Source organism: Paucilactobacillus kaifaensis, assembly GCF_005405145.1.
GTDB lineage: Bacteria > Bacillota > Bacilli > Lactobacillales > Lactobacillaceae > Paucilactobacillus > Paucilactobacillus kaifaensis.
On sequence record NZ_BJDM01000002.1, the window covers coordinates 68,932 to 83,605 of the forward strand.

Here is a 14,674-nt window from a genome sequence, read left to right on the forward strand (position 1 = left end):
TTTCTCCTATTTTTTACTTGTTGAAACGCGCAAAAAGTCGCAGAAGCCTAGGCACAACTACAAAATTCCCCATGTGATTCACAATTCGAATCACATTCGCTCCTATTTTTTACTTGTTGAAACGCGCAAAAAGTCGCAGAAGTCTAGGCACAACAACAAAATTCTCCATGTGATTCACAGTTCGAATCACATGGAGAATTTTGTTGTTATGCTACGTCTTCTTAGCGCGACTTTTTGCGCTCTATTTTACTGTAAAAGCCTTCGCAACCTTTCCGTCTTTCAGTTGTTCAATTGCGATCGTTTTTTGTGGATTATGCTTTTTATCGATCGTGATGGTTCCACTAACTCCGTGGAAATCTTTGATTTTAGCCAATCCCTTAGCTATTTGAACTGAATTAGCTGATTTTTGTGTTTCAATTGCCTTTTTAACCATGTAAACAGTATCGTAACCAAGTGCTGAGAAAGTTGGCGCATCCTCATTATACTTAGCTTTAAATGACTTCACAAATGCACTTGCTTTTGTATCACTAGCAGCAGCAGTAGTTGAAAATGGTGTTGTGTAGTAAACATTGGTTGCATTGCTCTTACCTGCAATTTGAACTAGTTTAGGATCTGCCATTCCGTCTGTACCGACAATTGGTTGGTTAATTCCCATTTGACGAGCCTGTTTAACAATCAACCCAACTTCTGAATAGTAACCTGGAACGAAGATTGCGTCATATTTTTTCGACTTGATAGATGTCAAAGCAGCATTGAAATCTTTATCACCAGCCTGAAAATATTCAGTTTTAACAATTGTACCAGGATAGTCTTTCTTAAATTCCTTGGCTAATCCAGTCGCATAATCAGTTGATTTATCAGCCATGATTACCACCCGTTTAGCATTTAGGTTTTTACTAATAAAATTAGAAACAATTTTACCTTGGAAATTATTTTGATACTCGGTTCGGAAAACATATGGTTGTACCTTACCACTCTTTTGCAGCGTATAGCTGTAATCGGATGCTGAAGGACTAATTGCTGCTACTTTTGCCTTAGTAATGTTGGGAATAGCAGCTGTTCCTGCGTTAGTGGTTGCCGGTCCAATCACAGCAACTGACTTATCATTATTAACTAATTTAGCTGCTACTGATGAGGATTCGGAACTACTCGTTTTATTGTCACGGTAGACCATTTGAATCTTTTTCTTGGTTTTACCAACTTTAATTCCCCCAGCTTTGTTAATTTCTTGCGCAGCCAATTCAATTCCTTGTTTTTCAGCCTGACCATAAGCGCCAGCAGCACCAGAAAGTTCCATGTTAACTCCGATTTTGATTGTCTTACCAGCATTATTTCCTTCACTTTTAGCCGAGCTACAACCTGCCAACGTAGACCCAATCGTTGCCATTGCCATCATTACTGTTGCGACTTTCATAAACTTCTTCATATGTTCCACTCTCCCAAATTATGTTTTTTATCCTATGAATAATTGCTTCTTGCTATGTGGTAAAAATAAAAATTCGCCTCCCTGTTTAAAAACACTGAGTGTTAATATAACCTTGATTGCACTAACACTTTTCAAATAAAAAACCTCATTCGTTTTAGGAATGAGGTTTGATGAACCTTGTTATTGCCCTCATTACTAAAACAGAAATAAGGGCTTAACAGTTAATTTTTATTTGACAAAAATTAACTTGCTAGGTCCTTCTTCTTTAATAATAAGGCTAAACTTTGAACAGAGAAAATTACTTTAGTTTGCTTAGTTTGTTTTGTCATGTAATCTTCTCCCTTCAAGTTTTTATCTGTTATTTGATGTTGATATTAGGTTATCGAAGTTTTATGAGAATGTCAACATCTTTTTCTAATTATTTTTTAATGTTTTCTAGACTATAAATTATATCTACCGGTTAATGTATAATCCTAGTATAAAATCTAAAAGGAGGTGCCCCATGACTCTTGATCTCAAAGCAATTGAAAATGCGGCAAATAATGAAAAAAATGCTGGTGAGTTTGCACAATTAATGCACGTGTTTCGGTCACTAGGCGTAACTAAATATGACTACTTAGTTGAAGAAGGACTATACCGCTTTTTTGATGATACAACCCATATCGACATTAAACTAAATGGAATCCCAACATCAGTATCACCTGTTAGTGATAGTTTCAAAATCAAGGCCGCAGTTAAACAAGCTCAGGCCGGTCAAATTGACTTTGCAAGATTCACCCAACTAGCTGGTAATGCTGGTGTCCTTAGATGGACATCTGATTTATTAAACAAACGGGTTAGTTATTGGGATAATAACAACAAACCTTTATTAATAGAACCAATTCCCGGATTATAGTTTTAATTGCATTTCCATTTTAATTTCCGCTACGAGCGTACAAAAAAAGCCCAGTAATACTGGACTTTTTTGTTAAACTAATTGTTTAATTTCATCCACCATCTTCAATGGATTCGTTTTAGGTGCATATCGCTTAACAACATTGCCATCGCGATCAACTAGAAACTTGGTGAAATTCCATTTAATTGCCGATCCTATAGCACCCGGTGCCTGTTTTGTCAGATATTCAAATAACGGCAAGGCATCTTTTCCGTTTACGTTATTAATTGTGTGCATTGGAAAACTGACACCATACGTTGTCCGACATGATTGCGCTGCCTCTTCACTACTTGATACTTCCTGCTTGAATTGGTTAGAAGGAAATCCAAGGACAACTAAACCCGCATCATTGAATTGTTGATAAACTTCTTCCAATTGTTTGAACTGGGGCGCAAAGCCACATTTAGTCGCTGTATTGACAATTACTAGAGGCTTGCCACGATACTTTTCAAGCGAGTATTTAGTGCCATCTTCAAACGTAACTTCGTAATCATAAATTGACATCATATAGCCACACCTTTCTGAGTTAATTAATATAATTAACTTCATACTAGCACTTAATTAGACGATGTGTAATTTATTTACTACGTTTGATCTTATTTGTTTTTAAGATCTTCAATTGAATTAATATTCTTCATGTATTTAGGAACCGCTAATCCTGTTTTAGCACCCTTTAGATTAACGCGGACATCGACAAACTGGCCTTTGTATTGACGAGCATAAAGTCCATGAGTAGTTGGTAACCAAGCGGATACCGATGCGTCCGCTGCGCCAGTTGCAATTGACGCCCACATTGGTTGAGCTTCAAGCGACTGAATAGTCGTATCATATCCCTTTTTATCCAACAATTGCTTAACCAGATTGGTTGACGCAATCTCGGAGTCCCAGGCCACGTAAGTCAACTTAACTTTCTTACCATGTCCCGCTGGAACATCCTTCAGCCACTGGGCAACTTGTTTTGGATGTGTTCGCATGTACGTCTTTGCTGCTTTAGCAGGATCTGTACCATTATTGACCTTTAGCATAATCTCTGACATTTGCGACTTACTCCAGTGAAATTGTGATAACATTTTATAAGCTCCTGGATTATCCTTCTTAAATCCAGTCCGTGTAATCGTATGAAGATTTTCGGTCTTACCAAATACATTTTTTGGATCCTTCAAAAATTTAATCGGGTACTTGGTAAACATCCAATGAGGTTGCCAGCCTGTAATGACTATTGCTTGATGGTTATTTATTGCCTTATCAAGGGTACTTGTCATTGCCGCAGTTGAACTGGTTTGTAACTGCCAATTATTACTTTTCAAGCCGTAGGCAGTCAACGCCTTTTGGGCCGCACCCATCTCACCAGCACCGGCATCAATTCCGGTGATTGTATAGTTAATTTGTGGGCCGAGTTTTTCGTGTGGATTATAGGCAGCTGGTTTGCTCCCGCACGCTGCTAGCCCAATAGTTAACAAACACAGTGCTAAAGCAACCATTAAATTTCTTAGTTTATGCGTCATGGTTACCCCCTTTTCGAACGGTTAAATGCTTGGGTAATCCGATCCAAAATAATCGCTAAAATAACAATCGATAAACCAGCGGTAAAACCATTCCCAGCATTATTACGACCAACTGCAAAGTAAACCTGTGTTCCGAGTCCCAACGCTCCAATCATGGACGCAATCACGACCATCGACAACGAAAGCATCATACTTTGGTTGACGCCAGCCATTAGTGTTGATTTTGCCAATGGTAATTGAACTTTAAATAATTTCTGCCAACTAGTAGAACCATATGAATCAGCAGCTTCAATTAGTTCAACCGGAACTTGTCGAATCCCTAAGTTAGTCATTCTAACTGTTGGTGGCATTGCGAAAATTACTGATGAGATTACACCAGGAACCATTCCAATACCAAAAAAGGCTACCGCCGGAATTAAGTAAACAAAGGCTGGCATTGTCTGCATAAAATCAAGAATTGGTTTCATGATTGCTTCAAATGTATGATTTTTAGCCATCAATATCCCAAGCGGAATTCCAATCACTAGTGCGATTAAGCTAGACGTTAAAACCAATGTCAGTGTTTGGGTCATGTCCCGCCAATAATCCAAATTCCAGATTAAAAGCAGCCCAATCAATTCAAACAGTAATAGGCTCCATTTTTTACCATGCCTGGTGGCGTAGTATGTAATCCCTAAAACGATCACAATAAATAACCAAACAGGTAACAAATCAAATAACCATTGAAATCCATTAACAATTCCGCCGATAAAGTTTGTGATGCCATTGAAAAAACCAGTAAATTGAGTGAGCCAGTTAACGAATGAATTAACCCAGTCAGACAATGGTAATTTATCAATCAAAACTAACATTATTGAGTCACCTCATTTCCTGCAATAGCGCCAAGCACGGCGCCCCGCACGATGATGCCAACTAATTGCCGTTCATCGTCTAACACTGCAAATGGAATTGGTGTACTAGATAATTGATCCATCAAATCATTCACGGCAACATCAGGATGCGTGATTGGTACATCAGTCTGCACCACTGATTTAAGATCACGACTCCCCTGTTGAATCAGCTTGATTACATCCTTGGCATCAGCGAAACCGACAAATTTACGTTCACTATCGACCACATAAACTGACGAAATTTCATTTTCCTGCATGCGTCGTAGTGCCAATCGAGGACCGTCTTTATCAATATTGACAGTATTAGGTCTGATCATCACATTTGCAACCGTCAAAACACGAGTTCGATCAACATCTTCGATAAATCGTTTAACATAATCGTCGGCCGGATGAGTTAAGATATCTTCTGGTGTGCCGGTTTGTACAACAACTCCATCCTTCATAATCATAATTCGATCACCAATTCTTAGCGCTTCATTCAGATCATGACTGATAAAGATAATTGTTTTATGCATTTTTGCCTGTAAGTCCAACAGCTCATCTTGCATGTCCTTACGGTTTAATGGATCCAGTGCCGAGAAAGCCTCATCCATTAGCAATATTTCGGCATCATTGGCTAAGCCGCGAGCCAGACCAACTCTTTGCTGCATCCCACCGGATAATTGTGATGGAAATTGATCATCATACCCGTGTAAGCCAACCAACTCAAGGGCTTCGTGAGCTTTTTGCTCTCGAACTGCTTTTGTGATTCCCTTAATCTCGAGACCGTACGCTGTATTTTCGAGAATCGTTCGGTTAGGAAACAGCGCAAAGTTTTGAAAAATCATGCTCATTTTTTGTCGCCGTACTTCACGTAACCCCTTTTTATCGAGTCCCATTAAATCTTGATTATCAATCAAAATGGTTCCTCTAGTTGGTTCAATCAAGCGGTTAATCATTCGAATTAACGTCGATTTACCACTACCGGAGAGACCCATAATGACAAAAATTTCACCTTCATTAACTTCAAAGTTAGCCTGATTAACACCAACCGTGGCTCCTGTTTCTTCTAAAATCTCCGCTTTGGATTTCCCTTGTTCAATTAGTTCCTTTACGCGTGGACCGCGCTTACCATAGATTTTAGTTAAGTTTTTTACTTCTACTTTTTTTACCATGTATCCTCCTTGCATGAAAATAGTATTCCTACAACCACAACACTCTTAAGTCAAGGAACCCTGCTTTAGTTCCCGGTTTAGTGAATCAAAACAAACTGCCATAACATTAGTAAGTTGGTCGTATGAACAAGAATCAGTTGTATGTTTAGCACAACCTTTTTTAAAAATGCCCGTCCCAATTTCTGGCGCATTAAGATTATTATTACAAGAAGAGTCAAGGTTAGTCAAATAAACTGAATTAGTTAAGCCCAGGTTATAATCGCTACAAGTACTATTATTATTGACCTAAGGGACAATTCATAAAAATAGTTATAAATTGTTTGAACTGACATCCTTTGTTAACTGTGATAAGCTAATAAAGATAGAAAAATGAATAGTACAAATCGGTTGGCGCAAGCTTCAAGGACTTTACTTTCTCAGGGGTGTGAGAAAGTCTTGAAGATTGGGCTTTTTTATTTTTTTAAAACGAAAGGAATGATCATCAATGCATGCAATCGCAGAACTCTTTTTAATCCTTATAGCAACTACAATTGCTGGCCATTATAGCGCCAGGATTGGGCTTCCTGCCGTTGTCGGCCAGTTATTGGTCGGAGTTGTCGTGGGACCTGCTATCTTTGGCTGGATCAAGGGAGACGAATTCACTCAACTTTTTTCAGAAATTGGTGTCATTATTTTAATGTTCAGTGCTGGGATGGAAAGTGATCTTGGATTACTAAAGAAGTACCTGCGCCCTAGCGTTCTAGTTGCAATGTTGGGAGTTATCATTCCGGTAATTAGTGTTTATGGCTTAAGTATCGTATTTCAGCTTAACCAAGTTGAAAGTATTTTTATCGGTGTTATTTTTGCAGCCACCTCTGTATCAATCTCAGTGGCTGTTCTAAAGGAGTTAGACGTTTTACACGGGAAAGCCGGTGCAACCATTCTAGGTGCAGCCGTGGTCGATGACGTTTTGGCTGTCGTTATTTTAAGTGTGATGGTTAGCTTGCTGGGAACTGATTCTGCAAAGGGCAGTAACTTATGGCTAACCTTTGTAAGTCAAATCATCTTTTTTATCGCCATTTACTTTGTGGTCAAATTTTTAGCTCCAATTTTAGCTCGGTTAGGTCGACACTTGTTTATCACAGGTGGTTCCACCATCATCGCGCTAATATTATGTTTAGGAATGGCCTTGGCCGCGGATTCAATTGGTTTAAGCTCTGTTGTCGGTGCATTTTTTGCCGGTATTGCTATTTCACAAACTAGCGTTAAGCGTGAAGTGGAACAAAATATTGAGCCAATCGGTTATGCAATTTTTATTCCCGTTTTCTTCGTAAGTATTGGACTATCAATGTCATTTGATGGTTTTATGAATGATTTTATCTTCATTGCCTCGTTAACAATTCTCGCAATTATTACAAAACTAATCGGTGCTGGCCTAGGTGCTAAACTATCCCACTTCAGTTTTAAAGATTCCTATATTGTTGGTGCCGGAATGGTTTCTCGTGGTGAGATGGCATTGATCATTGCTCAAATTGGGTATCGTGCACACTTGCTGTCTTCTGAATATTATTCAGCGATCATCACAGCAATTATCATAACTACTTTAGTAGCACCGCTACTACTTAAACATGCTTATTCGTTAAAAAATTAATTCTTACTCAATTAAAAACAACTCGGAATTTTTATTCCAAGTTGTTTTACTCATTTTTATTCAATCATCAAAATCGGTTTAATAGTTGAACCTGCTAAGGAGTCTTCCATCGCCTGATTGATATCGGACAGCGGATAGAATTTAACTAACCGATCAAATGGAAACAAACCTTTTTGATATGCTTTAATCAATTTTGGAATAAACAATTGTGGGATTGAATCTCCTTGAGTAATCGCAATCAACCGTCGATTATCTGCCAACATATCGGCAGTGAAATTGAATGTTAATTCTTGAGTAGCTGCAATAACACCAGCAGTTCCCATAATATCCAACGCCTTGATGGCTGCATGCGTAATCATACCAATCCCGGTCGTGTCTAACGAATAATTAACACCTTTGCCATCAGTAACTTTTTTAATGGCTTCAGCAATATCACCAGCCTCAGTTAACTTACGTGAATTAATGACATCTGTGGCTCCTAATTCTTTTGCTAGTTCCAACCGATTATCATGGATGTCAATTGCAATAATTTTATCCAGATTGATCATTTTAGCAGCCATAATTGCGGCTAACCCAACGGCACCAGTGCCAAATACTGCAATTGAGGAGCCTACTCCTGGTTTAAACACATTTAAAACTGCACCGGCACCGGTACTAAAACCGCACCCTAGTGGACCAAACCATTTAAGGTCTAATTTAGGATCAACTTTAACAACTGAACGTTTATTAACAATTGCATGAGTGGCAAATGATGCCTGCCCAAAATAATTGCTTAAATCTTGTTTACCTTGATGTAATCTTTTAGTGCCATCTTGATAAGCACCACCAAAGTTTAATTCATTGACCCGACGACATTCAGCCGGATGCCCCGACAAACATAAATCACATTCGCCACAAGAAGCAACTGTCAAAACAACGTGATCACCAACAGAGATATTGTTGACACCAGGACCAACTTCTTCAACAACTCCAGCACCTTCATGGCCCAAAACTGCTGGGAGTGGAACCATTTGAAATTTGGTGGCAATAATATCAGCATGACACATCCCCGTGGCCACCATTTTAACTAACACTTCGTCATTTTTGGGCGCATCCAATTCTACATCTTCAATTGCAATTGGTTGATTGAATTCATGAGCTACTACTGCTTTTATTTTCATAATTTAAAATCCCCTATTGATTGACCTTTTCAGCGACATATTGTTTAAATGTGGTCGGCTTGCGCCCTAATAGCCACTTACCAGCTAAGCCCCATTTGGAGTAAGTATGGGCCAAATGAATTACTGCATCACGACTATAAACATTCATGAAACCTGCTGCATCCAAAAACTCTTCAAGGTTAACTTCCTTCGCAACTGCATTTTCACCGGTAACTTCGTTATATTGCAACGCCAATTCACTCGGTGAAAGAAAATCAGGTCCTACCAACTCATAAGTGGCTCGATTATGATGTGCTGGATCTGCTAAAACTTTGGCTAGCACTTCTCCGACGTCATCCGAGTCAACATATGATAAGCGGGTATTAATATCATAAAAAATTGAATATACTCCCGTTTCATGAACTGTTTTAGGATCAAAATTGTGCATATAATGCATCGGCTGCAAAATTGTATAGTTAAAATGATGTTCCAATTCTTGATACATTAAGTATTCTTCAACCTCACGCTTAGCAGTGTGCTGTAATAAAGTACTCATAATTGGATGCGTCACAGAAACCATGACAAACTGATTCACATGTTGTTTCACACACTCGTCAATCAGATATTTTCCAACTAAGGCTTCTTCCGCGATAAACAATGGTGGGATGTAAACCACCTGATCGACTCCCTTTATGGCTTCCCTAATTGTAGCCAAGTTTGTTAAGTCTCCAACAATTGTTTCTTTAACACCTAATTGTTGTTTCAACTCAGCTGTTGCCGGCGAAATATCTGTTGCTCGTACGTCTAGACCTTGTTTGACTAGTTGTCGAATAATACTTTGGCCTGTATGACCGTTTGCTGATGTAACTAAAATCATAACCATGAACTCCCTTCATGTGAACTATTGATCATCACTAGTGTAGTTCATTCAGCAACAAAAGTAAAACAATATGTGTGCGCATACATATTTATAACTAAAAAAATACTGATACCTCAATTAAGGGTTATCAGTACCTGCTTGAATCTCATTAAAAATCGTTTCACCAACAGATTTTAAATTCTGCGAAAATTGGTCCCGCTCAGTTATCGGGATGTTTTGTAATAACAATTCATTTTGTGCATCAATTTCTTGTTTAACTTTTTGGTAAATTTCTTTACCAGCCACCGTTAAATATAAATTGGCAGTTCGCTTATCCTGTTGATTTTTAACTTTATTTACGTAACCTAACCCAACTAGTTGCTGAATACCACGGGCAATGCCACTCTGGTCTAAATAGATATAGTTTCCTAGTTCAAGCTGTGAAATTCCGTCGTGCTCATAAATCTTCAAAATGAAATAATAAAGACTCGCACCTAGTTGATATTGTCTCAATTTTCGATCAATGTTGAGTCCAGCATACTTTGCGGCAACTGCAAGCCACATGTTTACGTTTTCCATGAAAATCACCTACTTAATATGTTGCCTACTATCATAGCACATAATATACAACACTAGATCAAACTGCCTATGCCGCTCGTTAATACTCCCCAATCAAATTAAGTATTTAATGAAGTCACCTTTAACCAAATACTTTGAAGCCGGTCTATTATAATCAGACAAGTTAGCGCCAAAATTTATCGTGGCCAGCTTTATCATCAATATTGAACTGAATCATTTTTTTCAATATGTCGTAGTTAACCGGTTGATTCCAGGGCATCCGAATAATCCCCTTAGTGTGATCAATGCCGGCTGCCTCGATTTCTTTCACAAAATGTGCAATTCCTGCTTCTTCAGGTGTGGCTGCCATATGCTTTTTGGACACACTAAAACCAATAATGAATGTTCCGTGATCGGTAAACATTGGCTGATTCCATGCTAATCTGGGCTTTAAACTAGGAAATGTATCCAGTACCCACTGTAAAACCTCAATTGCTCGAGCTTTATTTTCCGGATCTTCAATCTTATCAATAAATTCTTGAAATGTATTCATTTGGTTTCACTTCCTTACAGCAAAATTTCATTTGATTATATCTTGTTAATCAATAAAAGGCCAACCATTATAGTTGGCCCATTAATTAATTTTATTTCAACATTCTAACCCATATTCATCCATGACGCTGATAACATATTGCCATCTGGATCAACGACCTCTAGTTCATACATCTGATCTTCTGGAATATCCAATTCGACATGGTAGAAATCACCGCCGTTGTCTTTTGCAGTTTGTGCAAATTGCTTTACGGCTTCGATACTATCCATACTAAAAGCAGTCATGGCACCATTGACAACTTTTGTATCTGCCAGTTGGTGATCCTTCAAAAATGAATTGTAAAAATCATGGGTTAATAGCATCACCCAAATATTATCATCCCACATCATGCCAGATCCATTATCATCAGAAAAATCTTTATTTTGTTTGAATCCAAGTGCCTCATAAAACTTGATTGATCGCTGCATATCTGAAACTGGTAAGTTAACAAACACCATTTTATCCATCATTAGTCTCCTTTGTGAAGTTCACTTGTCATACATTATCAAAACAATAAGTTTTACCTTGGTAATAGTATTACATTCTTTGAAATTAATCTCAATTAATTTTACTTGTATCAAAAAAAAACAATGTACAATACTTACTTTGCACATTATCTAAAGCATGGTATATTCATCAATATCAAATCAATTAATCGAGGTAATTAAATTGAAACGAAATTCATCATTATTACTTTTTTCAACCATTATTTTAGTAATTATTAGTTTAACTGTAGCCAATATAGTAACCAACTTAGCTTTTCACTTTCTACCGCTAGCATCCATTACGACCTATAAGGGTGTTGTTACAGAATTAATTGCACTGCTATTTTGGTGGTTACTAAACAAAACTTACCTAAAAACAACTATTGATTGGCATATTAAAACGAAAACTCGCCACTGGCTATTCATATTACCAGTCGCTGTAGTTCTGGTCGGAGACGCTACCTTAAATCCCAGTTTTGATTTTACATTCAACAACGTTTCAGCGGCCATTTTATTGGGCTTAACTGTCGGGATCTTTGAAGAATACGTATTTCGTGGAATATTAGTTAATTACTTATATCGTCATTTTAGATTAAGTGCCTTTCTAACCGCCATTTTAAGTGCCCTAGCATTTAGTTTAGTCCATTTAGTAAATGCTCTTGACGGTAATTTAACCAACACAGTCGCTCAAGTATTAATGGCGTTTTCTCTAGGTCTCTTTTTTGCTATCATTTATCTGATCACCAACAATCTCTGGCTCGTAATAATAGCCCACACCATCATCGACGCTTTTGATCAATTGGCGTTCGGCACACTCAGTAATACTGCTGGAACAAGTATGATTACAAGTTTAATTTACACGATCTTCTTTATTCTCTTAGGAATTTTCCTTTTGCATCATTTCAGTGTCGACAACACTTTCAGTCGAGAATTTATATCTACGTCTATCAAAAATAGTAATTCACTTAATTTTTCTACTCCTATTAGCAACACAAAAATGACCATCAGCCCTACCAAAACATTAATAGCAATCTTAATTCCACCATTGGAAATTCTACTTGGCACTCAGTTAATTAAGCTTGTAAATGGCCAACTAGCTAAGTCAATCATCATGGATTTAGTATTTTTGATTGGATTTCTAGCTGCCATTTGGATGTATAGAGATGTTTTAAAAACTGACTGGCGTCAATTCAAACATCACTGGTTTATTAAACTATTGCTAGCAATTGGTGGGGTCGTTATTTCATATGCCATTTTAATTGGTGTTAGAGTTTTAATTAGATCGCTTGGACTAAACATATCCGTTGGCAATTCTATCGACTTATTAAGCATTCAAAGTGCAACAGTCTCCCTAATTGCTAGCTTAACAGTCTTAATGGCTCCATTTACAGAAGAAATTATCTTTAGACACGCCCTCTTCTATCAATGGAAAAAGCGAGGCGCATTGACTTGGATCATGTTTATCATTTCAGCAATTTTATTTGGGCTGGCACATTGGAACAACTTTGACGGCAATGTCATTGCAATGATGCCATATATGGTCGTTGGAGCTTGGTACGCTCTCATTTACTATTTTTCTAAAAATATTTGGCAAAATATTTTAACTCATTTTTTGTTCGATATAGTTCAATTTCTAAGTGCGGTGTTATTGTTCGTGGTAGCCTTAATTCAAGGTTAATCTTCGACTTCCGAAAGTGGTGATTGTAATGCGGTTAAAAATTGTTGGCCGTATTTATCTAGCTTGCTTTGACCAACACCCTTAACCGCCAGCATTTCATCAAGTGTCTGTGGCAGCATTGAACACATTTCGTGCAGCGTTTGATCTGAAAAAATAACGAATGGCGGGACACTTTGCTGTTCAGCCAGTTGACGACGAAGTGCACGCAAGTGTTCAAACAGTTCATCATTAACTGGTAATGATTGTTTTGCTTGAATCGCCATCTTACGGTTAACGGTTTGTTTTCCCTGCAAGACTTCTAATCCTGCTCTTGTAACCTGTAAAACTGGATACTGCCCTCCAGCCGCTTGCAGATAACCAGAGGCGGTTAGATAATCAATTAATTCAGACACTGACTTTTGTGATTGATTTTTCATTAAGCCATAGGTACTTAGTTGATCAAAATGAAACTGTTTTACCCGTTGCACTTTAGACGCAGTCAGCACTTGTGCAACCAATACTTTACCAAACCGTTCATCCATCCGTTTGACACATGACAACACCTTTTGGGCATCGACTGTAATATCTTGTAGCTGACGATCATCCAAACAGTTGCTACAACTACCACACTCAGGACCATCTTCCCCAAAATAATTCAAAATATACTGTTGTAAACACTGCTGTGTATTTGCATACTGCGTCATTTCTTGCAGTTTCAAATACTCGCGGCGTTTATTTTGTGTATCCATTTCAGATTGATCAATGAAAAAATGTTGAATCTGAACATCATGGAGCTTAAATAACAAGATTACATCACTTGGCAACCCGTCGCGCCCAGCACGACCAACTTCTTGATAATAAGCTTCTAAACTACCTGGTACCTGATCATGAATGACAAACCGAACATTACTTTTATCTATTCCCATGCCAAAGGCATTGGTCGCTACCATGACTGGTAATCGATCATATAAAAAGTCTTCTTGATTTTGCTGACGCTGCTGCTTTGACAGACCGCCATGATACATAGTGACTGGTACTTTGTGCTTTTGCAGTAATTTCGCTAATCGTTCCACTTCCTTGCGCGTACTAGCATAAATAATTCCTGACTGACCCGGATTCATTTTTAAATAATCTAACAAAAATCGATCACTATCTTGATCCTTGATCACTTTAAAAGATAAATTGGGGCGTGAAAAGTCTGTTTTCACCTCTGCAGAAATTGATAAGCGTTGCATAATATCTTGTGCTACCTTAGGGGTGGCCGTTGCCGTTAGCGCAATAATAGTTGGCTTGCTAGGAAGTTGCTGAATGATTTTTGTTAGCCGTAAATAGCTCGGCCTGAAGTCATGTCCCCACTGAGAAATACAGTGTGCTTCATCAATGGCAACTAATTGGATTGGTAACTGAGCTAACTCATCAAAGTAACTGGAGTCGAGACGTTCTGGGGAAACATACAATAATTGCACTTCACCAGCTGCCGCCTGATCGAACCGTTCCTGAATTTCAAAATGATCTAAACTACTGTTTATGAACGTTGCTGAAATCCCATTTTCATTAAGTGCATCAACCTGATCCTTCATTAAAGAAATCAATGGTGAAATCACTAGTGTGACCCCGGATAAAATCAAGGCAGGAATTTGATAGCACAATGATTTACCACCACCGGTGGGCATAATTGCCAGTACGTTGTTACCTTTGAGTGTATTACTGATTACCTCTTCTTGTCCCGTTCGAAAAGTATCATACCCAAATTTAGTTTTTAAAATTGTTTGCGGATCCATTTTCTCATTCCTTTATTTTGCTTCCATTCAATCTTAGCTGAATTAGAAATGAAAAGATATCATT

Annotated in this window: 14 protein-coding genes; 3 read left to right on the forward strand and 11 right to left on the reverse strand. The window is 38.0% G+C overall.

The genetic code is table 11. From position 1 onward, the window contains the following. Nucleotides 1-241: 241 nt before the first annotated feature. Nucleotides 242-1,426 (reverse strand): ABC transporter substrate-binding protein, encoded by a 1,185-nt coding sequence (locus FFM51_RS01905; protein ID WP_137596978.1) that lies wholly within the window; start codon nucleotides 1,424-1,426, stop codon nucleotides 242-244. Between the two features lie 502 nt (nucleotides 1,427-1,928). On the opposite strand from FFM51_RS01905, the gene FFM51_RS01910 reads away from it, so the two are divergent. Further along, the gene (locus FFM51_RS01910; protein WP_137596979.1) at nucleotides 1,929-2,321 is read left to right on the forward strand and encodes a DUF1398 family protein; all 393 of its coding nucleotides are present in this window, start codon (nucleotides 1,929-1,931) and stop codon (nucleotides 2,319-2,321) included. A 72-nt stretch (nucleotides 2,322-2,393) separates the two neighbouring features. On the opposite strand, the gene FFM51_RS01915 is transcribed toward FFM51_RS01910, so the two are convergent. The 4 genes from FFM51_RS01915 to FFM51_RS01930 form a co-directional block, all read right to left on the reverse strand. Further along, a complete protein-coding gene (locus tag FFM51_RS01915) occupies nucleotides 2,394-2,864 on the reverse strand; it encodes a glutathione peroxidase (protein WP_137597105.1) in 471 nt (156 codons plus the stop codon). 92 nt (nucleotides 2,865-2,956) lie between these two features. Further along, nucleotides 2,957-3,865: a glycine betaine ABC transporter substrate-binding protein gene (locus FFM51_RS01920; RefSeq protein WP_137596980.1), complete on the reverse strand. Its 909-nt coding sequence runs from the start codon at nucleotides 3,863-3,865 to the stop codon at nucleotides 2,957-2,959. 2 nt (nucleotides 3,866-3,867) lie between these two features. Continuing rightward, complete coding sequence (locus FFM51_RS01925) at nucleotides 3,868-4,716, reverse strand: ABC transporter permease (protein WP_137596981.1); 849 nt, start codon at nucleotides 4,714-4,716, stop codon at nucleotides 3,868-3,870. After that, nucleotides 4,716-5,909 carry a quaternary amine ABC transporter ATP-binding protein gene (locus FFM51_RS01930; RefSeq protein WP_137596982.1) on the reverse strand — a complete coding sequence of 398 codons (1,194 nt, stop codon included), beginning with the start codon at nucleotides 5,907-5,909 and terminating at the stop codon, nucleotides 4,716-4,718. The genes FFM51_RS01925 and FFM51_RS01930 overlap by 1 nt, the downstream gene beginning before the upstream one ends. 484 nt (nucleotides 5,910-6,393) lie before the next feature. Between FFM51_RS01930 and FFM51_RS01935 the strand changes: the two genes are divergently transcribed. Next, entirely contained in the window at nucleotides 6,394-7,539 is a 1,146-nt protein-coding gene (locus FFM51_RS01935) for a cation:proton antiporter (protein WP_137596983.1), read from the forward strand. A gap of 56 nt (nucleotides 7,540-7,595) precedes the next feature. Here the strand turns inward: FFM51_RS01935 and FFM51_RS01940 are convergent, their stop codons facing one another. From FFM51_RS01940 to FFM51_RS01960, 5 genes are all read right to left on the reverse strand, one after another. After that, nucleotides 7,596-8,699, reverse strand: coding sequence for an NAD(P)-dependent alcohol dehydrogenase (locus FFM51_RS01940; RefSeq protein WP_137596984.1), 1,104 nt, complete (start codon nucleotides 8,697-8,699; stop codon nucleotides 7,596-7,598). A 13-nt stretch (nucleotides 8,700-8,712) separates the two neighbouring features. Next, a complete protein-coding gene (locus FFM51_RS01945) occupies nucleotides 8,713-9,555 on the reverse strand; it encodes an SDR family oxidoreductase (RefSeq protein ID WP_137596985.1) in 843 nt (280 codons plus the stop codon). 120 nt (nucleotides 9,556-9,675) lie between these two features. After that, nucleotides 9,676-10,116 (reverse strand): MarR family winged helix-turn-helix transcriptional regulator, encoded by a 441-nt coding sequence (locus FFM51_RS01950; RefSeq protein WP_137596986.1) that lies wholly within the window; start codon nucleotides 10,114-10,116, stop codon nucleotides 9,676-9,678. Nucleotides 10,117-10,279: 163 nt separating this feature from the next. Further along, nucleotides 10,280-10,648 carry an iron chaperone gene (locus FFM51_RS01955; RefSeq protein ID WP_137596987.1) on the reverse strand — a complete coding sequence of 123 codons (369 nt, stop codon included), beginning with the start codon at nucleotides 10,646-10,648 and terminating at the stop codon, nucleotides 10,280-10,282. 104 nt (nucleotides 10,649-10,752) lie between these two features. Further along, a complete protein-coding gene (locus FFM51_RS01960; protein WP_137596988.1) occupies nucleotides 10,753-11,154 on the reverse strand; it encodes a VOC family protein in 402 nt (133 codons plus the stop codon). Nucleotides 11,155-11,356: 202 nt separating this feature from the next. Here FFM51_RS01960 and FFM51_RS01965 point away from each other — a divergent pair, with 202 nt between their 5' ends. Next, a complete protein-coding gene (locus FFM51_RS01965) occupies nucleotides 11,357-12,850 on the forward strand; it encodes a CPBP family intramembrane glutamic endopeptidase (RefSeq protein ID WP_170999544.1) in 1,494 nt (497 codons plus the stop codon). Here the strand turns inward: FFM51_RS01965 and recQ are convergent. Next, on the reverse strand, nucleotides 12,847-14,610 hold the full coding sequence (recQ, locus tag FFM51_RS01970) for a DNA helicase RecQ (RefSeq protein ID WP_137596990.1): 1,764 nt from the start codon (nucleotides 14,608-14,610) through the stop codon (nucleotides 12,847-12,849). The two genes, FFM51_RS01965 and recQ, sit on opposite strands and share 4 nt — an antisense overlap. Between the last annotated feature and the right edge of the window lie 64 nt (nucleotides 14,611-14,674).